Below are 21,576 nucleotides of genomic sequence, written 5' to 3'. Positions count from 1 at the left end.
TTTGAACCTAGGCGCTCTCGTGGACGCCCATCAGCACCAGGAGCTGTTCCTTCACCTCGGCGAAGCGTTCGATCCGCGCGGTCCCCTCGGGCGGCAGGTCGACCTGGATGTCGGCGGCGAGCTTGCCGTCGTCCAGCACCACCACACGGTCGGCGAGCTCGATCGCCTCGTCGACGTCGTGGGTCACCAGCAGCACCGCCGGCTTGTGCGCCTGCGACAGCTTGCGCAGCAGCACGTGCATGCGGATGCGGGTCAGCGCATCGAGGGCTCCGAACGGTTCGTCCGCCAGCAGCAGCTCAGGATCGCGGACCAGCGAACGAGCCAGGGCCACGCGCTGCTGCTCGCCGCCTGAAAGCTCGTAGGGCCAGGAGCTCTCGCGTCCCCCTAGCTCCACCTCAGCCAGGGCGGCGCGTCCGCGCTCGCGCGCGTTCGGCCCGTCGAGCCCCAGGATCACATTGTCCAGCACCCGCTTCCACGGCAGCAGGCGGGCGTCCTGGAACACCACCGACAGGCGCTCCGGCACGAAGATCTCGCCGGAACCCGACGCCTCGTGGTCGAGGTCGGCGATGGCCCGCAGCAGGGTGCTCTTGCCCGAACCGCTGCGACCCAGCAGGGCGACGAACTCGCCCTTGCCGATCTCCAGGTCGACGCCGTTGAGGACGCCGCGCAGGGTGAACTTGCGGATCAGCCCGCGAACGCTGACGACCGGGCTCATCGGCCGAGCGTCCGACGCCAGCGCAGGGCGCGCGCCTCGAGCGCCCGCACCGCGGCGTCCGAGGAGAGACCCAGCAGGGCGTAGACCACCAGGCCGACGACGATGACGTCGGACTGGGCGTAGGTGCGAGCAAGGTTGATCATGTAGCCGATGCCGCTGGTGGCGTTGAGCTGCTCGACGACCACCAGCGCCAGCCAGGCGCCCATCACGCCGAACCGCAGGCCCAGCATGAAGCCGGGCAGGGCGCCTGGCAGCACCACGTGACGCACGAAGCCCCAGCGGCTCAGGCCGATGGTCTCGGCCAGCTCCACATATTTCAGGTCGATCCCGCGCAGCGCGTTGTGGGTGTGGATGTAGATCGGGATGAACACGCCCAGGGCGATCACCGTCACCTTCATGGTTTCGCCGATGCCGAACCACAGGATCAGCAGCGGGATCAGGGCCAGCGTCGGGATCGCCCGCTTCACCTGCACCAGTCCGTCGAACAGATAGCCGCCCAGCAGGCTGAGGCCCGACACCAGCGCGACCAGCAGCCCGACCGCGACGCCCCAGGCCAGTCCCTGAGCCGCGCGCAGGGTGGAGACCGCGAGGTCGGCCTGCAGCCGGCCCTTTTCGATCAGGTCGATGGCGGTGGTCACCGCGACCCACGGCGCCGGCAGGACGCGGGGGTCGATCAGCCCGGAGGCCGAGCCCACCGACCAGTAGAGCACCAGCAAGAACGGGCCGAGCAGCCAGCCGAACGGCACAGGCTCGCCCAGGCTCAGGCGGCGTTCGCCACGCGCCTGGGCGCGGCGCGTGACCGGCGCGGCGATGTAGGGGACGCCGAGTGCGTCTCGTGGGAGTTCGGCGGCGATGGCGAGGCTCGTCGCCGTGCGGGCGTTCATGGGGTGGGGTCCTTCGACGCTTGCGCGAGGTGCGGGGCGAGACCGGCGCGGTATTGCGCGACGGCTTCGGCGGCGATGTGTTCGAACCGGCGGTCGAACAGGATGGCGGCGTCGAACGGTTTGCGGCCGCTCTGTTTGGCCATCAGGTCAATGGACGCCTGTTGCAGGGTGACGGCGTCGGTCCATTCGGCGGGGATGTCCGGTTCGCCGGTGGTGCGCACCACATAGGCGGCGTCATCCGGCGACAGGCCCTGGTGCTGCTCGTAATAGATCTTCGCCCATTCCTTCGGGTGGGTTGCGATCCACTCATTGGCGCGGCCCCAGATCTTGACGTACTCGCGCAACGCCGCGGCCTTGGCCGGATCGTGCAGGGTTTCGGTGCGCACGTAGATGATGCCGAGGTCGTCGCGGAACTTGCCGTGGCTCATCACCCGACCGCCCTCCGCGCCGTACTGCTCGAGGTAGCGCTTGGCAGGCGCGCCCGCGGAGATTGGGGCCGCGTCGATCATGCCGCCGACCAAGGCGTTGATGTAGAGGTCGCCGCTGGTGGACGGCAGCTCGACCAGCTTCACGGCGGAGACGGGAATCCCCTGCTGCTCCAGGGTGCGCAGGACGATTTCGCCCTGCGCCTGGCCGGCGCTGAAGGCGATCCGCTTGCCGCGCAGATCGGCCGGCGAGCGGATGCCGGACTTCGGCGCCGTGGCCAGGACGAAGGTTGGATGGGCCAGGGGATCGCGGCGGAAGCGCAGGCCGATCGCCTTGACCGGAATGCCGACCCAGGTCGCATGGATCGGCGGGATGTTAGCGACGGAACCGACATCCAGCACCTTGGCGTGGAACGCCTCGGTGACAGCCGGGCCGCCGGAGATCTGCGCCCATTCCACCTTGAACGGCAGGTCCTTGATCCAGCCGGTGTGCTCCAGCACGCGCTGCGTCAGCGGGTCACCGATCACCAGCTTGGCGCCCGGCGGCACGACCGTGGGCAACGGCGCGTCCAGGGGCAATCCGGCCTCCGCCGCCACCGCCTTCTCGGGCGGCTTGACGAACGCCAGCACGCCGGCGGAGGCCACCAGGGAGGCTGCGATGATCGCCAGGACGCCGTTGCGGGTGGAAGCCACGATCTGACCAGTCAGTTGAAACGAAACGAAGGTGCGGCGGGCGCTGACCGGCAGGGGCTCCAGCGGCGCCCGCCGCTTACTCGGGCTGGGGGTCAGCCGAGGACGTTGAACAGCTCGCCTTCCAGGGCGCGCGAGCGGAATCCGTCTGGACCTGTGGGCAGGTCGCCCGCCACCGTGATCCGGCGCACGGTGCGGCCGAGGCTGAAGTGCGCGTAGTCGATGGGCCCGGCATGGGCGACGGCCTGGTTGTCCCAGACCACCAGCGAGTTCGGCGCCCAGCGCAGTCGCGCCTGGTATTCCGGCCGGGTGATCTCGCCGTACAGCAGGTCGAGCAACGCCTGGCTCTCGCGTTCCTTCAGGCCGACGATGTGGCTGACCGTGCCCGGATTGAGGAACACCAGCTTCTCGCCCGTCTCCGGATGCACGCGCACCAGCGGGTGCAGCGAGACGAAAGGCCCGGTCGAGCGGCCGTCGCGGCGCGGCTTGCGCTCGCCGGCGTCGTAGCTGGTCGTCTGGTGCACGGCCTGCAGGCCATCGATGAGTTTCTGGATCGGTGGCGACAGGCCCTCGTAGGCGGCGATCAGGTTGGTGAACAGGGTGTCGCCGCCATAAGGCGGGATCTCCACCCCGTGCAGGATCGAATAGCGGTTCGGGTTGGCGACGAAGGTGATGTCGATGTGCCACCCTTTGTAGTCGCGGGGTGGCCGGGCCCGGGGCACGGAAGCGTCGTTGTCGGTGCGGCGCGTGCGATACTCGGCGACCTTGCGCTCCCAGATCTCGGGATGCTCCTCGAGCCCGTCGGAGATCGGATGGGCGGGGGTCAGCGGACCGAAGGCGCGGCCGAAGGCCTTGAGTTGGTCGTTGGAGATGTCCTGGTCGCGGAAGAACACCACCCGCCACTTGTGCAGGGCGGCCTGGATCTCGGCTGCTGTCTCCGCATCGATGGGCTTGCGAAGGTCGACGTTGGAGATTTCCGCGCCGATCACCGGGGTCACCGGCTGCACGACGATGCGCGAAGGAGCCGACTGCTGGCTCGCCCGGAAATCGGATGATTGACGTTTCAGGACCGCTGACGCGCTGCTCATGGTGTTTCCCTCGTGGGCTGGCGAGCGTTCGCCGCGCCGCTAATCTGAAGCCAAGACCAAGGACGTCGCCGGACGTCCAGCAACGCGCGTTTCCGCGGTTGCGGCTTAACACCTACTATCGTGATATGAATTGGGAAAGCGCGTTCTGACTCGGAAATGCGTCAGAAATTCTGGACCCGCCCTACAGCGCTGCTGACACCGTCAGGCCTGTTCGACCGGGCGTGGCGGGCCGTCCAGCAGCTCGTCCTCGTCGATCAGCAGCGGATCGGCGAGGCCGGCGAGGGCGTCGGCAAGGGTTGTGCGATCGAGGATCTCGGACACTTCGTTGCGCACGCGCGACATGATCCGACGCAGGATGCAGGCGCCTTCGTCGTGGCAGTCGTCACAACGGCGGTAGAAGTTGCGGCTGGCGCAGGGGATCAGCGCCAGCGGGCCGTCGGTGATGCGGATCACATCGCCGAAGGTGATCAGGTCGGCGGGACGGGCGAGCTTGTAGCCGCCCATCTTTCCCCGCGCGCTTTCAACGAGATGGGCGCGTCGCATGTCGGACATGATCGCCTCGAGGAACTTCCGCGGGATGTTCTCCTCGGCGGCGATGGCGCTGACCTGCCGCGACCCCTGCTCCAGACGGGCAAGGTTGATCAGCGCCTTCAGTGCATAGCGACCGCGCTGCGAAAGCATCCGTCGTCCACCCCCGCCGCGGGTGCGTGTCCGCGGCTCCCTTAGATTCTCGCGTGAAAGATAGGCGATCGCCCGGGCGCCGACGAGCGACGCCACCTTCCATGCGGGTCAGATTGTGCATGGTTGCGAACCCAGAAACAGAAAAACTATCCGTCTGGCGAGAAGCATTGATGGGATTTCATATTGACTGAGTATGATTTGAAGACCTAAGACGCGGCCTCAACTTCACCGCATGCGGTTCGTCGATGTACGAGAAAATGAAAAGCAGGCCGCGACTGCGACCCAACATGCGTCGACCATAATGTGTTGTCGCCGCGCCTCTTGACCTAATCGGCCACGCCTTGGTCTGCCCAAGACTGAGGTGAGAAGCCAAACGCGCTCTCTGTAATCCCGGATGCTTGTGAAACCTGCGACCCGCTTCGGTCGCGGGGCGGGTATTCGTAACTCTTCACTGGACGAACCATGATTTCTTCTCACACTTACAAATCACTGTTGCTCGCGAGCCTTGCTGTCGGCGCCCTGTCGGCTTCCCCGGCGTTCGCCCAGGCGCCCGCCGCCGAGGACGCCTCCGCGTCGGCCTCGGCCGTAGAGGCGCTGCCGGGCGCCGACGCCGCCACGGCGGTCGCCGAAGTGATCGTCACCGCGCGCCGTCAGGCCGAACGCGCCCAGGACGTGCCGATCCCGCTGTCGGCGATCTCTGGCGCGGCGATGGAGGAGAAGGGGACCTACACCCTTGAGGACATCCAGCGGACGGTGCCGAGCTTCACCGCCAACAACTCCAATCCGCGCAATTCTTCGGCGGCCATTCGCGGCATCGGCGTGTCGACGGCTTCCGACGGGCTGGACACCTCGGTCGGGTTCTACTTCGACGGCATCTATCTCGGCCGTCCCGGAATGGCGCTGGCCGACCTGATCGACATCGAGAATTTCGAAGTTCTGCGTGGGCCGCAGGGCACGCTGTTCGGCCGCAACACCTCGGCCGGCGTGATCAACATCACCACCCGCAAGCCCAGCTTCACCCAGGGCGCGGTGATCGAGGGCTCGCTCGGCAACTACGAGTACAACCAGATCCGCACCAGCCTCACCGGCCCGTTGATCGACGGATTGCTGGCCTATCGCCTGACCGCCTTCAACACCCACCGCGCCGGGGTGCTGGACAATACGAAAACCGGCATCTCCGCCAACAGCGTCGGCCGCGCCGGCGCCCGGCTGCAACTGCTGGCGACACCGAATGACAAGCTGTCGATCCGGTTGATCGGCGACTACTCCATGGAGGACGACACCTGCTGCGTCAGCGTTCTGTCGGCCCTCGTCCCGACCTCGCTGGGCGGCGTCGCCACGCAACGCACGCTGAACGCCTTCGCGGCGCTGGGCTACGTCCCGAAAGTCAGCCTCGACAGCGTGCAGAACAACGCGCTGCAGAACATGCGCACCGATCAGAAGGGCGTTTCGGCCGAGGTCAATTATGACCTGGGGTGGGCCGACCTGACCTCGATCACCGGCTGGCGCTACTGGCACTTCGATCCGCTGCAGGACAGCGACAACCTGCCTCTGGACGTGATCCAGGTGAACGTCGCGACGACGAAGGACTGGCAGTATTCCCAGGAGCTGCGCCTGGCTTCCAAGCCTGGCCGCCTGAACTGGCAGGCCGGCGCCTACTACTTCCAGCAGCGGCTGAAGGACCACTACATCCTCAACCAGTTCGGCTTCGACGCCAGCGCCTTCTACACCGCGCTCGCCCGTCAGACGAACCCGAACGCGGCCGCGATCACCATCGCGCCGGGCTCGCAGTACCTCGATGACGTGAACACCAAGTCGACCGCCTGGGCGGTGTTCGGACAGGCCAACTTCGAACTGACCGACGCCCTCACGCTGACGGCCGGCCTGCGCTACACGAAGGACGAACGTGACGGCATCTCCGCCACCTCGACCCGCGGCACGCCCTACGCCCCCACCTCGATCCCGTTCAACTACGACGTGACCGTGAAGGGCGACAACGTCTCATACCTGCTGAGCGCCGCCTACAAGGTCACCCCAGACAACCTGCTCTATGCGTCCTACTCGACGGGCTACAAGGCCGCCGGCCTGAACCTCAACGCGGCGGTGACCCCAGGCTCGCCGCTGATCCTCGATCCCGAAGACGTCACCAACTGGGAGCTAGGCTCCAAGAACCAGTTCTTCGACCGGCGCCTGACCCTCAACCTGTCGGCGTTCTGGACCGAGCTGTCCGGCCTGCAGGCCAATATCGCCCTGCCGGGGGTGCGTTCGTATCTCGCCAACGTCGGCGAGGTGCGGTCCAAGGGCGTCGAGGCCGAGGCGGTCTGGAGCGTCACGGACAACCTGACGCTGAACGCCAACGGCTCCTACATCGACGCACGCTACACGTCCTATCCGAACGGGCCGTGCGCCGTCGGCAAGACCGCGCCCTGCGACCTGACCGGCGTCCGCCTCTACCAGTCGCCCAAGTATATCGCTAATCTCGGGGCGCGGTACGAGTGGGACTGGAACGACTCCGCCCGCGGCTATGCGCTGGCGGCGTACGCTTACCGCTCCGACCACTTCGGCTCGCCGCAGGCTGACCCGCTGACGCTTATCAAGGGCTACGGCGTGTTCAACGCCCGCGTCGGCGCCAAGCTGGCGGACGGCAAGTACGACCTGTCCTTCTGGGTCGATAACGCCTTCGACGAAGTCTACTTCCTGCAGTCGGCCACGACGGCAGGCCCGGTGGGCGCCTCGGCGTTCGGCGTCAGCTCGCGCCTGGGCGCGCCACGCACCTTCGGCGGCACGCTACGCGCGGAATTCTAGCGGCTCAGTAGGTCGTCGTTGGGTGGCCCCGTCGCCGGCGCCGCCTATCGCCTGGACGCCTCAACCCCAGGCCTGGGTCCACGTGTCATTGGATAGATCGACTACCCCTTCCGCGCCGCGCCGTTGGCCGTCCGTGTACGGACTAGGTGCTGGCGCGGCTTCCGCCACGTGTTCGCCCGGCCTTAACCGCTACTCGTTCAGCCCGTGCTTGATGAACTGGGCGACCATGCGGTTGAAGCTCGCAGCACGCTCGATCTGCACCCAGTGGCCGGCGCCGGCGAAGCTGTGCAGGTCAGAATTGCGGATCAGCTGGTTCAACCGCACCGAGGTCTCCAGCGGGATCACCCGGTCGAAGGCGCCATGCAGGATCAGCACCTCTTGGGTGATCGCGGCGATTTGCGCCTCATCGCTGGCCAGCATGTTCATCGCATTCTGCCGCGGCGCCTGGCCAAACGTCGCCGCGTACGGCGCGTAGGACTCTGGACGCGAACTGGCCTGGTGGCGCATCTGCACCAGCTCCTCGGTGATCCGGCTCTGGTCGTAGACCAGCCGCTCGATCGCCTTGCGCATGTTCTCGAGGCTCGGCTGATAGCCCCAGAGGTAGTCCAGCGACTCGCTGATCGGCGCCTTCAGGCCCACCGAACCCATCAGCACCGCGCGCTCGACCCGGTCGGGGTGGGCGACCATCAGCGCGATCGCCATGCCGCCGCCGAACGAGTTGCCGACGACGCTGACCTTGTCGAGCTTCAGCGCATCCAGCACCCCGACGAGCTGGCGGACCCACACCGCCTTGTCGCGCACGCCGCCGGCGATCGCGTCGCTGTAGCCGAAGCCCGCCAGATCGGGGGCGACCACCCGGAAATCCTTCGCCAGGACAGGGATGTTGCGCGACCAGTTGGCCCAGGCGCTGACGCCCGGCCCCGATCCGTGGATCAGCAGCACCGGCGGCCCGGCGCCATGATCGTGGTAGTTCGTTGAGACGCCACCCGCCTCCAGGCTCTTGCCGATTTCCGGTGGGCTGACTTCAGTCTGGCTCATAGGCTTGCTCCCGTCGCAGGCGAAGACGTTAGCAGGTCAAAGCTCGCGCGACGACCTCGCCATCGGGCGCCAGGCCCGATTGATGCGGGATATGCGCCGGTCCATGATCGGCAGGTTGCGGCCGTTCCGATCGCCACAGAAGAACAGAGGCATGGAGAGCGAAGCGATGAAGCAGTTCTTGATTCTGGGCGGTACCGGCGACGTGGGCAGCGGCGTCATCGCGGCCTTGTTGGATGCAGGCCACGGCGTCCTGGCGGCGAGCCGGGGCGGTCCCAAGGCCGAGGCCCTGCAGAATCGCCACGCCGGCCGATCCTTTCAGCTGATCGAAGGGAGCGTCCACGACGAGGCCGCGGCTGCGACCTTGCTGCAGGGCGTCCGCGCGCGGGTCGATCGAGTTGACGGCGTGCTGGCCGGCCTGAGCGGCGCCTGGCCGCAGGGCAAGACGCTGGTGGAATGGAGTTCCGCTGACCTGCTGGCGATCGTGCACGACAACCTGATCACCCATTTCGTCGCCGCCAAGACCTTCGTTCCGATCGTCATCGACGGCGGGATCTATATCGGCGTGGGCGGCGCCATGGCCGACCGGATCTTCCCTCACTACAGCTACAATTCGATGATCCAGTCGGCGCAACGGACCATGTTCCGCTACCTCGACCACGAGATGGAGAACCATCGCATCGCGATCCGCGAGCTCATCATCGGCGCCATGGTCACCACCGAGCACAAGGCCAAGGGCGATGATCCCAAGTACAACTGGATTACCGACCGAGAGGTGGGCGAACACATCCGCGCGATGCTGGAGAACCCTGCGGATTTCCCGGGCCCGATCGAACACCTGTTCTCGGCCAGGGGCGTCGGCCGCTCGCGCCCCGTCGACCCCGCTTCGGTGCGTGCGGTCGCTTAGGCGAGGGGCGCGAAGGGTTCGACATGAACTCGCCGCTGAAAGGCGCCACCGCCGACCTCGCCAACAGGATCGGCCGGTGCGTTGGCGGTGACAGGCCGACGGAGACAGCGATCTCAGTCGGACCGACAGGCTCCGCCGAACTACAGTCGTTCACGAGCGCAGGAACTGTTGGGAGTGATCGATGGCGGAACAAGCGACGGTCTGGCCCGACGGTGTGATCGATGTGATCGAAGGCCCCTGGGCGGGCTGGCGCACCTGGGGCGAACTCGACGCCTTCGAAAGCATGGTGGGGCCGTTCTATTGGCGTGCGGGAGCCGATGGGGCGATCCGGTGCGCATTTCGGGCAGAACCGCGCCACATGAACGCCAGCGGATTCATGCACGGGGGGTGCCTGATGACATTCGCCGACTATTCCGCATTCGCGATCGGCATGAGCGCCCTGGGTGACGACTGGTCGGTGACGGCTGCGTTCAACGCCGAATTCGTGGGCGCGGTCTCGGCCGGCGCTCTTGTTGAGGCTGGCGGCGAAGTGATCCGCGGCGGCCGAAGCCTGGTCTTTATCCGCGGCCTCGTGACGGCTGACGGCGACCCGGCGCTGAGCTTCTCAGTGGTGGCGAAAAAGGCCGCCCGCAGATCATGAACCAGCCGCGGACTACGCGTGCGCTCGATCTCGACCTCGGCGCGTGACGGAACGCCGGCTTGTGCGCCCGGCAAGGCTCACGGTGCGACGTCGAACGTCTGCTTCAGCTCGACTAGGCCCCCGCTTGCCGGATCACGCAGAGCCGCGGACACGGTGTAGACGCCCAGTGGATCCCCAGGCTCGATGCCGACAGAGATGGTTGCGCGGCTCAGATAGACGATACCCGGCGTGGTCGAGACCTGATTGCTGACGTCAATTCCCGGCGAAAGAAAGCTGGGGCGGCGGCGACTTCAGCGACGCAACGCCATTCGCCGGGATAGCTGCGTTGTTGATCCTGCTGGCGCACCTTGATGGTGCGACTTCGAACGAACTGCTCGAAACTCTCGCGGAATGGAACACCTACCTAGAGCATAGACCCCAAGCCGATCGGAAGGAGCCGCCGTGCCCCTAGACGATCAGCCACCCATCAAACCTGAGTTTGATAAGAGCGCGTCGCCGGACCAGCCGGCGAAGCGACTTATGCCATTCAGCCTCCGCTTCTCGGCAGAGGATCGTCGTCGCCTCGAACACGACGCGGCCGGCTTGTCGCTAGCCGCATATATCCGTTGGCGGGTAACCTCGTGTTGGTCGAAGGGAAGCCACGCTCGATATCCCTACTACCTGTGCCCAAAGCGGGGCTGTGAGAGCTACGGGAAGTCGATCCGTAGAGAGCTGATTGAGGGGCAGTTCGCAGAGCTGCTCCATAGCATTCGCCCGGCCCCGTCGCTCTTCCAAGTCGCTCGCAAAATGTTCCGCGATCTATGGGAACACCGGCGCACTCAAGGTGAGGCCCAGGCAAACGCGTTGCGACTGGAAGTTCAGGGAGTGGATAAGCAAATTACGCAGCATGTCGATCGACTGCTCGAAACGACATTGCCGACGGTGGCGAATGCCCTCGAAGATCGGATTCGCAAGCTTGAAGAGCGAAAGCTGTCCATGACAGTGCGGCTTGCCAAAAACGGACAGCCGGCAAGCAGCTTTGAAGATGGACTTAGAACGGCGCTCGACTTCCTCGCAAACCCTTGGAATCTTTGGCAATCAGATCGGCTGGTAGACCGCCGAACGGTGCTAAAGCTCACGTTTGCGGAGCGACTTCGCTACAAGTGCAAAGAAGGGTTTAGAACGGCAAATTTATCGTTGCCGTTCAACGTCTTAACCGGTCTTTTGGCTGGTGAAAAAGAAATGGCGCACCCGACACGATTCGAACGTGTGACCTTTGCCTTCGGAGGGCAGGGGACGCAATAGGAATCGCTTTACCTCAGTTTGCCTGGGCCTGCGTAGCACGTTGTACTGTCACGGATTTCTATCTATACTCCTTGCCTTGGGTAGCTGCGGGTTACGTCAAAATACCGCAGTCGTGCTACCCCGGTGCTTCCCGGAGGCAGTGATGGCAACGAAGCGCCTCACGAAGGACGTCGTAGAAGAGTTGGAGCCGCGCGCGACCGACTATGTAGTGTGGTGCGGCAAGCTGCCTGGCTTCGGGTGCCGCGTTCGCCCTACCGGCGCAAAATCCTTCATCGCTCAATATCGGGTGGGCGGCCGGAATACGCCGGTTCGGAAGGTGACTATTGGAAGCTATGGAAAGCTCACCGTAGACGCCGCGCGCAAGGCAGCGAGTGAAGTTCTGGCCAAGGCTGAGCTTGGCAGCGACGTGGCTGCGGAGCGGGCAAAGAAGCGGGCCGAAATGACAGTCGCTCAGCTTTGCGATGAATATCTTGAACAGGGCTGCGCCCTGAAGAAGGCGTCGACGCTAGCCTCAGATCGTGGACGCATCGTGCGTCACATCAAGCCGCTGTTGGGCCGCAAACAGATCGGCGACATTACCCGCGCCGACATCGAACGCTTCATGCGCGACGTCGCCAACGGGAAGACTGCGGTGGACTTGAAGACCATTAAGCACGGCCGGGTTATCGTCAAAGGGGGCAAAGGCACCGCAACCCGAACGGTTCGCCTATTGGGAGGCATCTTCACCTACGCCGTGGACAACGGGTATCTCGCGACGAACCCCCGCCTTGGTGTGAAGGTCTACGCCGACGGCAAAGGGGAACGGTTCTTATCGGGGACCGAGCTTCAGAAGCTGGGCGAAACCCTGCGCGAAGCCGAAACCGTAGGGCTCCCCTGGAAAATCAATGAGGATAAGAAGGCTAAGCACCGGCCGGTAAAGGAGGAAAACCGGCGCGAAGTCATATCCCCGTATGCCATCGCGGCCATTCGCTTGATGCTGCTCACTGGCTGCCGGGCTGGCGAGATGCTGAACCTCCGTTGGAACGAAGTAGATTTCGACAACGGCCTGCTGAACCTGCCGGATTCGAAGACGGGAGCGAAGAAGGTGCTTCTTGGCGCGCCGGCACTCGAAATCCTCGCCACGCTCCCTCGGATAGGGGACTTCGTCATTGCCGGTGCAAAGCCGGACAAGCCGCGCGCGGACATCAAGCGGCCATGGGAGCGCGTTATCGCGCACGCCGAGCTCCACGACGTTCGGCTTCACGACCTACGCCATTCCTACGCGTCAGTCGGCGCTGCGGCCGGGATTGGCCTTGGCTTGGTTGGCAAGTTACTCGGTCACGCCTCACCTACGACGACAGCCCGCTATTCGCACTTTGCCGACGACCCGCTGCGCCGAGCGTCCGACAGCATTGCGAGTACGATTTCAGCGGCTATCAGCGCGCAGCCCGTCCCGCCAGACCCCACACCGCTACCGGCTCGACAGGCCTAATTGCCGATGGTTCAGCTTTTTAAGGGCCGGTTCGGCAGGCGGCTCGAAGCGCTGATGGTGCGAGCCACTGTCGAAGGGCAGCAGTCGGCTGCTTCAGTGAGCTTGATTGAGGGCAGACCGGTCTACACCGCAGCGCCGATACCAAAAGGCGCACCCCCAAATATGGCCTTGCTGGCTGAACTACTCCGTGGACGGCATCCGATATCGGCGGATATGCGCCACTGGCTCGCCGCGCTTTGCGATCCCGATGGGAACAGCGAAATGAAATTGGGAATGACCAAGCGGCGCAACGGCCGGCCCCGTGAGTCGGCGATGGAGCATTTTGAGGCGGTCCGACAATTCATGGAAAACCAGTCTGCCCATGGCTTTGAGTACGCGGTCGCCAGAGGCAAATCTGACCATGGTTTGAGCCGCACCACCTTGTTGAAGGCCGTGCGCATCTTGCGGCCAGCCATCGAGGAAGATGAACGGCTGATGCGCGAGCACTCGTTAGGTTCGCGATAATCAGGGGTTTACCCGAACCGCAATGCATTGGCCGGTTCGAATTCTATGTGATCCCTAGGGAGCCAGCCCGCGCCATTCCGGCGCAGGGAAAGGGATGGCCCCAAGTGGAAACACAGACTTATCTCCGCCGAGACAAGGCGGCTGCGTACCTCCAGTCACGATACGGCGCGTACACCACAGAAACTCTGGCGAAATTCGCCTGTGTCGGCGGCGGCCCACGATTTAGGAAACTCGGCCCGTTCCCCGTCTACAGCCCTCAAGACCTCGACGCGTGGGCCTTAGCCCGCATGTCAAAGGCCGTCCAATCGACGTCCGAATTGGGCGCTTCCGGCGCCCGAGCGGTCTGAGTCATGGCCTCCGCTCGAAAGCACCCTCTCCAGGGCATATTTGACCCGGGACCCTGGCCTCGGATCGATACCCGGCCCCTCAGTAGACAGTGGGGATTTAGCCCGCCGGCAGGCGACCAAAGCGACGCCTACGCCCGCGACTGTGAAACGTTCGCTAGGTTCGGCCCTGGACGAAACGCGTTCATCCGCCACGCTCCCTCCCTGCCGGAGATGCCGGGTAGATGGGATGCGACCGGCATCCCATCTCTGGATATCTCGACGCTTGTCCTCAGGGTTGTTCCAGGCTGGCATTTCGAGCTGCCGTTCTGGCGGGGCCCCGCTCGATTTCCGCTTGAGTTGGCGACAGATGCGGAGGTGATGGCGGTGGTCACAGAGTGCGTGGCCATTGGCGGATACGACGAAAAGGCTGTTTCCGATTGGCAGTCGGCAGTGGCTCGAGCAAGCGGCCAGAAAGCTCGATGAGGCGACTTCCCGCGCCAGGCTCAGCCGCAGAGCTGGCAAGCACCTATCGCTCCTATGGCGTATGCATTATTCCAGTCCGCGAGGCGGATGGTGCGGGCGGTCAGGCGAAGTCTCCCTATGTGCAAGGTGGCTTCAAGAACGCCACCACCGACGCGGAACAAGTCGGCCGGTGGTGGTGGGCCTGGCCATCTGCGGCCATTGGGCTGCCGTGCCGGGCCAATGGAATCATCGTTCTGGATGCGGATCGCCACGGCTCCGGCGATGGCGTCGCCGAAGCTTTAGCGATTTTTGAGCGTTGCGGCGTCGATCCGAACGCCGGACCGGTAGTCGTCACGCCACGAGACGGCCGGCACTTTATCTTTCGCCGGCCCGAGAGCTTGGGCGCAACTAATGGCAAGGTCGCGCCAGCTATAGACGTCCGCGACAACGCCTACGTGATCGCGGCCGGTTCCGTGATGGCGACGGGCCGGCCCTATGCTCTGCACGTCGGGACCGTGCCGCAACTGGCGACGGCTATTGCCACCCACTCGCTCCCCGCTTTGCCTCAAGCCTTATGCGACTTGATCGCCAAGCCTGTCTCTTCGGCACGCGTTCAGTCGGCGCGTTCGTCGGTGGAGCGACAGCCTGTCTCCGGCGGACAGAATGACACCGACCCGCGTCCAAGGCTTGCGGGCCTGATCAGGGCCGTCGCGACAGCCAGGCCGGGGCACCGCAACGCTACGCTTCATTGGGCCGCCTGCCGGGCTGGCGAGTTGGTCAGCGCGGGCCTGCTGCCTTCAGCGATCGCCGTGGCGGCCTTGGTGGAAGCGGGGCTGATGGCAGGCCTCGGCGAACGCGAAACCGCCGCGACCGTCCGCAGTGGAATCTCGACCGCGGCGCGGGGGTCGGGTCATGGACGGTAGCCCGATGACATGGACCGGCGCGGACGCGGTGACGTTCACTCGAATGGTAGTGGAAGAAGCCGCCACCCCGCACGAGAAACGCCCCCTTTTTCGACCCCTACCTCCTGCACCCGCATTTCCTCTGGACGCGCTCGGACCGCTCGCGCCCGCGGCCCTTGCGATCCAACAATCCACCCAAGCTCCCCTAGCCATCGCCGCACAGTCGGTCCTGGCGGTCGCTACGCTCGCGGCACAGGCGCAACGCGACGTGATCTTGCCTGGAGGGGGACGGAGGCCGTTGTCAGGATTGTTCGTGTCCGTGGCCGACAGCGGCGAGCGCAAGTCGAGCGTGGATCGTCTTGCTCTCGCACCGGTGTATGAAGTTGAACAAGAGTTGCGACAGCAGAGCGATGGCGAACGCGCGGCTTATCTGAACCAGAAAACGGCGTGGGATGCGGCGCGCGAGCACGCGAAACGGACCCACAAGGGGAACATGGACGCGCTTCGTAGCGCCCTGGATAAGATCGGCGCAGAACCTAAGCCGCCGCTCGACCCCATGATGCTAATTTCCGATCCCACTCCCGAAGGCTTGACGCTGCACCTAGCCAACGGTCGGCCGACGGTAGGAGTTTTCACTGCTGAAGGCGGGTTGTTGCTCGGCGGCGCAGCCTTCAACGAGGAGAGCCGTATGAGAACGGCCGGGCTCTTCAATGTCCTTTGGGACGGCGACCCGCTCCGCAGGCGCAGGGTAGGCACTGGTTCGACGTTTCTGCCTGGCCGCCGATGCAGCGCTCACATCATGTTTCAGCCGGTCGTCGGCGAGCGGTTGTTTGGCGATCCGTTATTAGATGGAATGGGCCTGACGGCACGCATGTTGATTGTGGCGCCGCAATCGACGGCGGGAACGCGGCTGTTTCGCGAGCCGCCATCGACGGCCCAGGCGGCGTTGACAGCTTACAATGAGCGGGTTCGCTATCTTTTGACGCGTCCGCCTCAAACCCGACGGGAAATGCCAGACGCGCTGGACCCGCCAGGGATGGGCCTCAGCGTGGACGCAACTACCGCGTGGGTGGAATTCCACGATCTCTGCGAGCGCGAAATGTCCGCGGCTGGTCATCTAGCATCCATTAAGGCGTTCGCATCGAAGCTTGCAGAACACGCCGGCCGGCTTGCGGCTACGCTGACGCTCTACAACGACCCTGAAGCCTTGGAAGTCCCGCTCGCGGCGATGCGGTGTGGCATCATCTTGGCCATGCATTTCGCCAGCGAAATGCTGCGGCTCCATGGCGGCGCGGCGGTTTCGCAGGAACTTCGCGCGGCCGAAAGGCTACTTGCGTGGTGGCGTGACCAACCCAGCCAATCGCTCAATCTTGCCACCATCTACCAGTCTGGCCCCAACTCCCTGCGCGATGCCAAGTCCGCACGGCGAGCGGTCGAAATTCTGGAAGAACATGGCCACGTCGAGCGGCTACCCGCCGGAACCATCATAGACGGCGCTCCCCGCCGCGAAGCCTGGACCCTTCGGCCATGACCGACACGCTTCGCCCTAAGCCTGCTAATCCTGCTAACCCGCAGGCTGATTTAGCACCTTTAGCCGAATTAGCGGGGATCACGACGCCGCCGGCGCGAGCTTCAGATGGCCGTTTTCTAACGGGAAATGGCGGCGGCGGAAGGCCCAAGGGGTCCCGCAACCGCCTCACGGATGTGTTCCTCTCTGCGGTGGCTGACGACTTTGCTGAGCATGGCGCGGCCGCAATTGCGCGCATCCGCGAGGCAGATCCAGCAGCATATGTAAGGATCGTTGGTTCGCTAGTCCCTCGTGAGCTTATTGTGCAGCGCGAGCGTGAACCCGTCCTCGACCTCGACACTATTACGCGGGAGGAGTTCCAGGAAGTCTACCAGCAGGCACGCCACCGCCAATTCCTGCGGGAGACACTTGAGAAGGCGGAGCCGCTCGGCGCTTACGATCGAGAGAAGGTACGCAGGTGACGCCAAGGCTGAGCTCAGGAATATCCATGGCTTCCCGTTCGACCCGATTTCTGTTCCATGGCACTCGCTACGGAGATGCCATTTTCGCGAGCGACCGACTTGCCTGCGCCCCGTTTGGCGACAAGCATGTAAGTCTCACCTCAGACTTCCAGATCGCTGAGTATTGGGCTTCGTTGCCGCGCGATGACGACGACGGCGTAGGCCGGATCCTCGTCTTTGATCGACACAAGCTGAGCGAAGCGCTCACTCCTCAACCGTTTACGTCTGCCAATCGTACCCAAGACGAAAAGGAGGAGGCCGTTGAGGCCGATATCTATCCGCTGTCCAAATATTTGATCGCCAAAATCGCCGTGTGAGAGCTTGCCAGGGGCGCACATCTTGGTAGGTGCCCCAGCCGAGACGCTGTGCCGCTTATGACGACGTTCACCAGTTGGGCGAGAGGGCGTCGTGCTGATGTCGGATAGGCCAGCGGACTGCATAGTTGAGGTCTCTCACGGCCGGCAAGATCGGACGTCAGCGGAAGCAGAGGCCACAAGAGGAGGTCGCGTTCCCAGCTCAGCCTGGAGTGAGTCACCCGCAGCTCAGTTCATCAGCAGCGAAAGCCGCCACACGCCGCGCCGCCCGGGCGAGGCGCGCCGCACTTTCCACGGGCGCTTCTCGCGTGATTTACCAATCGTAACACCCTACGGTGCCCAGGTCCTCTCGCTCGCAGGAGCCACGATTCCGAAGGCGGCTGAGGCTGAGCCGCCGCCTTACGCCAACGGGATCAGCCGGTGTTCGAGCCGTGCAAACTCGGGGTGCTTCATGGCGTCAGACGCCAGTTGAAGGGTGCGGATGAGCGGAAAGTTGGACGGCACGGCGCTGCTTGCGGGCGATGTGCCCTTCAAGCCGTCAACAATCTCGTGAACTAGCTCCCGCACGGTGACCAGTCGCGTCCCGCCGAAGTGGCGATCCACGCCGCTAGCGAACTGAAGCACGACGACTTGCTCTAACTCTTCGGGAAGTTCCATACCTTCAAAGATATCGCGCACATAACGACGTCCACGCTCGAATTTTGCGGCGAAACGCTCGTGGCGCTTTTCAATATTCCAGGCATCAAGAGAGCATTCCACATGCAGGAGGTGCTTGTTCTTAAAGTGGATTGCTACAACGTCTAGCTCGCCCTCATACCCACCCTTAGGTCGCCGCCCCACGGGAATAGACGTACGAACAAAGTAACCTTTGTATTGAAGCCATTCGGAAACGAGTTGCTCTAAATGGTTCACGATATCCCACCCCGACGATACTAAAAACATGTGGAAACTTGGCCTGCGAGGACCTCGCCGGCTTTGGCTACGGTGTCGTCCCCCAGCAGCACGAGCCGCTTCACTCCCCATTGATACTGCCGCACGGCGGGCATCCCGCAGGACCTCGTTGGCATGTAATCCTTGGCGTCCACGGCCCCCCTCGGGCATCATGCAACGACTGGGGCATTGGCGCATCGGTCGCGCCCCGATCCGACCGATTTCAACTCGAGATAATAGCCAAAACTCATCGGCATCAGCGCAATCCCTCCTAGGCGTTGCCGCACACAAGTTGGAACGGCGCAACCTGCAGCCCTAGGCCTATGCAGCCAGAGCGCGGATCCCATCTAGGACCACGCGCGTCGCTCGGCAGTCGTCCTCGTTGTATTCTAGGATCCGTTGGCGGTCGGCGGGGTCGCGACCCTTCACCCATCGGTCGAACCACTCGATGGACGCAGCACCAGAGGGGTTCTCATCCCGCCAGTTGAAGCCGAGATACCGGGCGAGGGTTTTCAGCGAGTAGTCCCGAGTCGGCCACTCGGTGGCCGGGAACACGACGTCGAAGTAAAGGTCTATCGCCTTCTCGGGATGGAACAACGCTTCGACGTCTTCGCGAGTGCAGACCGACGGGTACTTGGCCTGCAGCTTGCGGTAGATCGTCCGTTCGTACTTGGAGAAGTAGTAGACGAGGGCGTTAGGATCAGCTGTCAGATAGGCCCAGGCCTCCGCAAACGCCCGCTCCTCCTCCTGCTCGCTTTCGTCTTCGGTGAAGAAGCCAATAAAGCGCTCCGTAGCGTTGTCACCTTCGAGGCGTTCGACGATGCCGTGTAGGTAACAAATCTCGCGCATCGGATCGACTTCGATGTCGAAGAAGAGTTCCCGGGAAACTAGAGGCAAGGAGATGGACTCCTTGAGAAACGGGGCCGGAGAGGGGCTTTTCAGGAGCCTCGCGCGCGTATGGAACGTCCGCAGACTCTTCTCACCTACTCGCGCGAATGGCGTGCGTCCTTTGGTTATGAAGCTGTGGAGCTCCATCGAGGCGAACTCGGCGAGTGTAGGAATGTAATCGAGCATGGCGTCACGCTTCGCGCGGCCGAGGTGTGGGATGAGGCTGAGATCATCCATTGCCTCCAGGTCACTGAGGCACCGTGTGTGCCAGTGGCAAAGCTTGCAGGTGCTGGAGTAGGCCGGCCGGGTGACGGTGACCGTAGACAGTATCGAGCGGGCCCCCTCCCGCGCTGTGAGATACTCATCCCAAAGGGTTCTCGGCTTGCGCTCGCTGATGGGTTTGTCGAAGTCATAAGAGACCTCTTCGCCGCGCACATCCCATATAAAGCCGCGCCTGCCAGCGGCGAGGCTCAAGCGTTGAAGTATGTCTACATATAGCGCGAGCTGCACGGCATAGTGGAGCTTCGGCTTCGGTTCGTGTTCGTCATCTCCGCCAAACTCGCCCGCTCCCGACTTTATGTCGCCGGGCACATAGCCGCCGACCTCTTTACGCAAGACATCTGGCATGCCGAGCAGGTCGTCGGCTGAAATCTGCCCGCGGTAGATGAGGGGCTCGCCTCGATCCATTGCTTCGCGAGTCAGGCGCTCGCGCTCGTGGCGGGACACTGACGTCAGGTCCACGTAGCCTGCCACACGAGAGCCCATGACCTGCGCCTCGAAATTACTGCCTCGCTCCCACAGCATGCGCACAAACGGGCTCACCTCGTCCCGCTCACTGGCCACACTAAAGGTGTCGGCATAAACCCGATGAGGACACTGAATGAGATCGTAAAGCATCGAGCCAGTTACCGGCTGGCTGGAGGCCCCGGCGCGAGTCGCGGTTGCTTCAGGTTCGAGGCTCATGCGTGATCTATCGCATGGCAGAGCTCAGGGGGTGGTAAAAACTTAGCGTCGGCAAAGTCGGGCGGTCCGTCTAGAAAGCGGGTGCCACACGCACATGGCCGCGCCGAGTGCCCTCGCTGGAACCCGGATGAGCATGTCTCCCATGAGCGATTCGCCAATGTCTCGGAAAATCCGATCGCCCATTATGTAGCCGGTGCCAGCGAAGCACCTGATGCAACCCGCAGACGCAGTCAGTCGCCTGCTCGCCGCTGGCTCAGAGTTGACCCGGGTCGGCGTAGGAGAGCGCAGGCGGGTTCCGTGCACTGATCTAAGCTTAGGAATCAGAGTGCGAATCGATGTTGGTTCAGGCGCATCGTGGGGCGCGGAGTGCGTATGGCCAAGGTCGAGATACTCAAGCCGGTCGATCAAGCCGTCGGCAAGCGACGGCTTCTAGGTGAACTGAAGGCTGATCTCGCCTCGGCCGACTTTCAGGATTTTCGCATCATCGTGGCATACGCGAAGGCAGGGCCGCTGCACCGCCTTCGCGGCCACTTCGAGAAATGGCGCAAGAAAGGGGCTAAGGTACGCGCGATCTTCGGTATCGACCAGCAAGGTACGAGTCGAGAAGCGCTTGAGTTTGCCTTGGCGGTGTTTGACGAGATCTACGTCACGAGAGAACGAGGAATAACCTTCCACCCTAAAGCATACATCTTCACTGGTCCGGCACTGGCCCGGATTTATATCGGCTCTAATAATCTCACCGTTGGAGGCACGGAGACAAACTTCGAAACAGCAGTTCGCGTCTGTGCCGATCTACCTGCAGACGCGGCAGTTCTTCAGGAAGCGGAAGCTTTGTGGGATCAGCTACTGCCTGCGAACTGCGCCGCAACCAAGCCCTTGGATCTCGCGCTCCTGAACGAACTCGTCGCCGACGGGCACGTACTAGGCGAAGCTGCCCTCCGGGGGGCCCTTGCCAAGGGCAAGAGCTCCACAAAACAGACCGCAAAAACGGGGCTTCTTCTGCAGCCGGCATCCCCACTTCCTTCGGGCGCGCTTGCAGACCCCAAGGTGACAAAAGCCGCATCTACTGGAACTCCGCAGGCAACCTCGAGCCCGACCGTGTCGGGCACCCTGACGGTGAGCCTTGCGCAAGCGGATCGTTTCGCGATCCAGATCAAGCCTCACCACAACGGCGAGATCTTCCTGAGCGTGAGCGCGGCGCTCCAGAATCCTGCCTTCTTCGACTTTCCCTTCAACGGAATGACTACGCCAAAAAGTACCGGAAAGCCGTACCCGCAACGTATACCTGATCCAGTCGTTAATATTCAGGTGTACGGGGCGGGTGGAGCGCTGGTACTGTCGGAGGAAAAATACAACCTCAACACAGTCTACTACGAGCGAAAAAGTGAAATTCGCATCACGGCGTCGAAGCTTGTCGGCATAGTTCCGGATTATTCAGTTATGATTATGGCCCCAGGCGAGGAACCTGGAGTCGATTATGAGGTCACCATTCATCGTCCGGACAGTCCTGACTACGCCGCGTGGCTAGCGGCGTGCAACCAACAAATGCCGGGTGGGGGTCAGGTGCCGCGCCGCTTCGGTTGGTTCTAAGGTCGCTCGAATATGAGCACTTGGTTCGTCGTAATCGAATTCTT

Annotated in this window: 18 protein-coding genes and 1 tRNA gene; 10 read left to right on the top strand and 9 right to left on the bottom strand. The window is 63.5% G+C overall.

Translation table 11 applies throughout. From position 1 onward, the window contains the following. Positions 1-7: 7 nt before the first annotated feature. From Q8R27_RS04240 to Q8R27_RS04220, 5 genes are all read right to left on the bottom strand, one after another. Positions 8-715 carry an ABC transporter ATP-binding protein gene (locus tag Q8R27_RS04240; RefSeq protein WP_305697830.1) on the bottom strand — a complete coding sequence of 236 codons (708 nt, stop codon included), beginning with the start codon at positions 713-715 and terminating at the stop codon, positions 8-10. Next, complete coding sequence (locus tag Q8R27_RS04235; RefSeq protein ID WP_305697829.1) at positions 712-1,599, bottom strand: ABC transporter permease; 888 nt, start codon at positions 1,597-1,599, stop codon at positions 712-714. Before Q8R27_RS04235 ends, Q8R27_RS04240 begins: the two co-directional genes overlap by 4 nt. Then, entirely contained in the window at positions 1,596-2,717 is a 1,122-nt protein-coding gene (locus tag Q8R27_RS04230; protein WP_305697828.1) for an ABC transporter substrate-binding protein, read from the bottom strand. Before Q8R27_RS04230 ends, Q8R27_RS04235 begins: the two co-directional genes overlap by 4 nt. Before the next feature lie 92 nt (positions 2,718-2,809). Then, the gene (locus Q8R27_RS04225; RefSeq protein ID WP_305697827.1) at positions 2,810-3,802 is read right to left on the bottom strand and encodes a TauD/TfdA family dioxygenase; all 993 of its coding nucleotides are present in this window, start codon (positions 3,800-3,802) and stop codon (positions 2,810-2,812) included. Positions 3,803-4,003: 201 nt separating this feature from the next. Continuing rightward, a complete protein-coding gene (locus tag Q8R27_RS04220) occupies positions 4,004-4,483 on the bottom strand; it encodes an Rrf2 family transcriptional regulator (RefSeq protein WP_305594751.1) in 480 nt (159 codons plus the stop codon). A gap of 462 nt (positions 4,484-4,945) precedes the next feature. Here Q8R27_RS04220 and Q8R27_RS04215 point away from each other — a divergent pair, with 462 nt between their 5' ends. Continuing rightward, positions 4,946-7,288 carry a TonB-dependent receptor gene (locus Q8R27_RS04215; RefSeq protein WP_305697826.1) on the top strand — a complete coding sequence of 781 codons (2,343 nt, stop codon included), beginning with the start codon at positions 4,946-4,948 and terminating at the stop codon, positions 7,286-7,288. Between the two features lie 189 nt (positions 7,289-7,477). Here the strand turns inward: Q8R27_RS04215 and Q8R27_RS04210 are convergent, their stop codons facing one another. Further along, positions 7,478-8,326, bottom strand: coding sequence for an alpha/beta fold hydrolase (locus Q8R27_RS04210; protein ID WP_305697825.1), 849 nt, complete (start codon positions 8,324-8,326; stop codon positions 7,478-7,480). 166 nt (positions 8,327-8,492) lie between these two features. Between Q8R27_RS04210 and Q8R27_RS04205 the strand changes: the two genes are divergently transcribed. Then, a complete protein-coding gene (locus Q8R27_RS04205; RefSeq protein ID WP_305697824.1) occupies positions 8,493-9,230 on the top strand; it encodes an SDR family oxidoreductase in 738 nt (245 codons plus the stop codon). 181 nt (positions 9,231-9,411) lie between these two features. Then, the gene (locus Q8R27_RS04200; protein ID WP_305697823.1) at positions 9,412-9,870 is read left to right on the top strand and encodes a PaaI family thioesterase; all 459 of its coding nucleotides are present in this window, start codon (positions 9,412-9,414) and stop codon (positions 9,868-9,870) included. 1,222 nt (positions 9,871-11,092) lie between these two features. Here the strand turns inward: Q8R27_RS04200 and Q8R27_RS04195 are convergent. After that, positions 11,093-11,186, bottom strand: a tRNA-Arg gene (locus Q8R27_RS04195). Between the two features lie 110 nt (positions 11,187-11,296). Between Q8R27_RS04195 and Q8R27_RS04190 the strand changes: the two genes are divergently transcribed. The 6 genes from Q8R27_RS04190 (at position 11,297) to Q8R27_RS04165 (ending at position 17,164) form a co-directional block, all read left to right on the top strand. Next, on the top strand, positions 11,297-12,625 hold the full coding sequence (locus Q8R27_RS04190; RefSeq protein WP_305697822.1) for a site-specific integrase: 1,329 nt from the start codon (positions 11,297-11,299) through the stop codon (positions 12,623-12,625). A gap of 6 nt (positions 12,626-12,631) precedes the next feature. After that, the gene (locus Q8R27_RS04185) at positions 12,632-13,129 is read left to right on the top strand and encodes a hypothetical protein (protein WP_305697821.1); all 498 of its coding nucleotides are present in this window, start codon (positions 12,632-12,634) and stop codon (positions 13,127-13,129) included. Positions 13,130-13,892: 763 nt separating this feature from the next. Then, positions 13,893-14,840 carry a bifunctional DNA primase/polymerase gene (locus Q8R27_RS04180; protein WP_305697820.1) on the top strand — a complete coding sequence of 316 codons (948 nt, stop codon included), beginning with the start codon at positions 13,893-13,895 and terminating at the stop codon, positions 14,838-14,840. Further along, positions 14,830-16,350 carry a YfjI family protein gene (locus Q8R27_RS04175; RefSeq protein ID WP_371134645.1) on the top strand — a complete coding sequence of 507 codons (1,521 nt, stop codon included), beginning with the start codon at positions 14,830-14,832 and terminating at the stop codon, positions 16,348-16,350. Before Q8R27_RS04180 ends, Q8R27_RS04175 begins: the two co-directional genes overlap by 11 nt. Then, positions 16,347-16,808: a hypothetical protein gene (locus tag Q8R27_RS04170; RefSeq protein WP_305697819.1), complete on the top strand. Its 462-nt coding sequence runs from the start codon at positions 16,347-16,349 to the stop codon at positions 16,806-16,808. Before Q8R27_RS04175 ends, Q8R27_RS04170 begins: the two co-directional genes overlap by 4 nt. Positions 16,809-16,834: 26 nt before the next feature. Next, complete coding sequence (locus Q8R27_RS04165; RefSeq protein WP_305697818.1) at positions 16,835-17,164, top strand: hypothetical protein; 330 nt, start codon at positions 16,835-16,837, stop codon at positions 17,162-17,164. Between the two features lie 396 nt (positions 17,165-17,560). Here Q8R27_RS04165 and Q8R27_RS04160 read toward each other — a convergent pair whose 3' ends face one another. Both Q8R27_RS04160 and Q8R27_RS04155 read right to left on the bottom strand, forming a co-directional pair. Next, a complete protein-coding gene (locus Q8R27_RS04160) occupies positions 17,561-18,103 on the bottom strand; it encodes a hypothetical protein (RefSeq protein ID WP_305697817.1) in 543 nt (180 codons plus the stop codon). Between the two features lie 309 nt (positions 18,104-18,412). Further along, positions 18,413-19,942, bottom strand: coding sequence for a TM0106 family RecB-like putative nuclease (locus Q8R27_RS04155; protein ID WP_305697816.1), 1,530 nt, complete (start codon positions 19,940-19,942; stop codon positions 18,413-18,415). 372 nt (positions 19,943-20,314) lie between these two features. On the opposite strand from Q8R27_RS04155, the gene Q8R27_RS04150 reads away from it, so the two are divergent. Further along, positions 20,315-21,532 carry a phospholipase D family protein gene (locus tag Q8R27_RS04150; RefSeq protein WP_305697815.1) on the top strand — a complete coding sequence of 406 codons (1,218 nt, stop codon included), beginning with the start codon at positions 20,315-20,317 and terminating at the stop codon, positions 21,530-21,532. Positions 21,533-21,576 lie beyond the last annotated feature (44 nt).

It is taken from the genome of Phenylobacterium sp. (assembly GCF_030697305.1).
Classification (GTDB): domain Bacteria; phylum Pseudomonadota; class Alphaproteobacteria; order Caulobacterales; family Caulobacteraceae; genus Phenylobacterium.
This window is presented reverse-complemented; position numbering and strand designations above follow the sequence as displayed.

Coding starts and splice junctions, on each gene's coding strand:
- Q8R27_RS04240 (WP_305697830.1), bottom strand. CDS start 715: ATGAGCCCGGTCGTCAGCGTTCGCGGGCTGATCCGCAAGTTCACCCTG.
- Q8R27_RS04235 (WP_305697829.1), bottom strand. CDS start 1,599: ATGAACGCCCGCACGGCGACGAGCCTCGCCATCGCCGCCGAACTCCCA.
- Q8R27_RS04225 (WP_305697827.1), bottom strand. CDS start 3,802: ATGAGCAGCGCGTCAGCGGTCCTGAAACGTCAATCATCCGATTTCCGG.
- Q8R27_RS04220 (WP_305594751.1), bottom strand. CDS start 4,483: ATGCTTTCGCAGCGCGGTCGCTATGCACTGAAGGCGCTGATCAACCTT.
- Q8R27_RS04215 (WP_305697826.1), top strand. CDS start 4,946: ATGATTTCTTCTCACACTTACAAATCACTGTTGCTCGCGAGCCTTGCT.
- Q8R27_RS04210 (WP_305697825.1), bottom strand. CDS start 8,326: ATGAGCCAGACTGAAGTCAGCCCACCGGAAATCGGCAAGAGCCTGGAG.
- Q8R27_RS04205 (WP_305697824.1), top strand. CDS start 8,493: ATGAAGCAGTTCTTGATTCTGGGCGGTACCGGCGACGTGGGCAGCGGC.
- Q8R27_RS04200 (WP_305697823.1), top strand. CDS start 9,412: ATGGCGGAACAAGCGACGGTCTGGCCCGACGGTGTGATCGATGTGATC.
- Q8R27_RS04190 (WP_305697822.1), top strand. CDS start 11,297: ATGGCAACGAAGCGCCTCACGAAGGACGTCGTAGAAGAGTTGGAGCCG.
- Q8R27_RS04185 (WP_305697821.1), top strand. CDS start 12,632: ATGGTTCAGCTTTTTAAGGGCCGGTTCGGCAGGCGGCTCGAAGCGCTG.
- Q8R27_RS04175 (WP_371134645.1), top strand. CDS start 14,830: ATGGACGGTAGCCCGATGACATGGACCGGCGCGGACGCGGTGACGTTC.
- Q8R27_RS04170 (WP_305697819.1), top strand. CDS start 16,347: ATGACCGACACGCTTCGCCCTAAGCCTGCTAATCCTGCTAACCCGCAG.
- Q8R27_RS04165 (WP_305697818.1), top strand. CDS start 16,835: ATGGCTTCCCGTTCGACCCGATTTCTGTTCCATGGCACTCGCTACGGA.
- Q8R27_RS04160 (WP_305697817.1), bottom strand. CDS start 18,103: ATGTTTTTAGTATCGTCGGGGTGGGATATCGTGAACCATTTAGAGCAA.
- Q8R27_RS04155 (WP_305697816.1), bottom strand. CDS start 19,942: ATGAGCCTCGAACCTGAAGCAACCGCGACTCGCGCCGGGGCCTCCAGC.
- Q8R27_RS04150 (WP_305697815.1), top strand. CDS start 20,315: ATGGCCAAGGTCGAGATACTCAAGCCGGTCGATCAAGCCGTCGGCAAG.